The sequence below is a fragment of the Rothia sp. HMSC064F07 genome, from assembly GCF_001837265.1.
GTDB classification, from domain to species: domain Bacteria; phylum Actinomycetota; class Actinomycetes; order Actinomycetales; family Micrococcaceae; genus Rothia; species Rothia mucilaginosa.
Genome location: NZ_KV831926.1, coordinates 1,107,677 through 1,108,057 on the forward strand (window position 1 = coordinate 1,107,677; position 381 = coordinate 1,108,057).

A 381-nucleotide genomic window follows, 5' to 3' on the forward strand; every position below is an offset into this window, starting at 1 on the left:
AGAAGACGCTAAACCATGGCACAAATTCTGCAGAAGCGGCGCCTCAGCACCGGTGAAAATCCGGTCATGACCTAGCAATTTCGGTCATGACTTAGCGTCTTTGGTAATGGTTAAAACCCCAGCCTGAAGTCACTAACCCGCCACCAAAAAAGCTAAACCACTAACAGCTCCCCGCCCACCTGGCGCATCCGGGGCCGCCTGCTTTTTAGACAGAGGTTTTCGATAGGTTAGTGTCTTCACCGTGGGTCTTTAACCCGCATTAAAGTCACTAACCTATCGACGAAAAGGCTAAGTCATAACCCATAACCGGCTCTCACATACCTGGCGCAGCCGGAGATTCGGTCATGGGTTACGGATTTGTGCCATAGGTTAGTGTCTTTG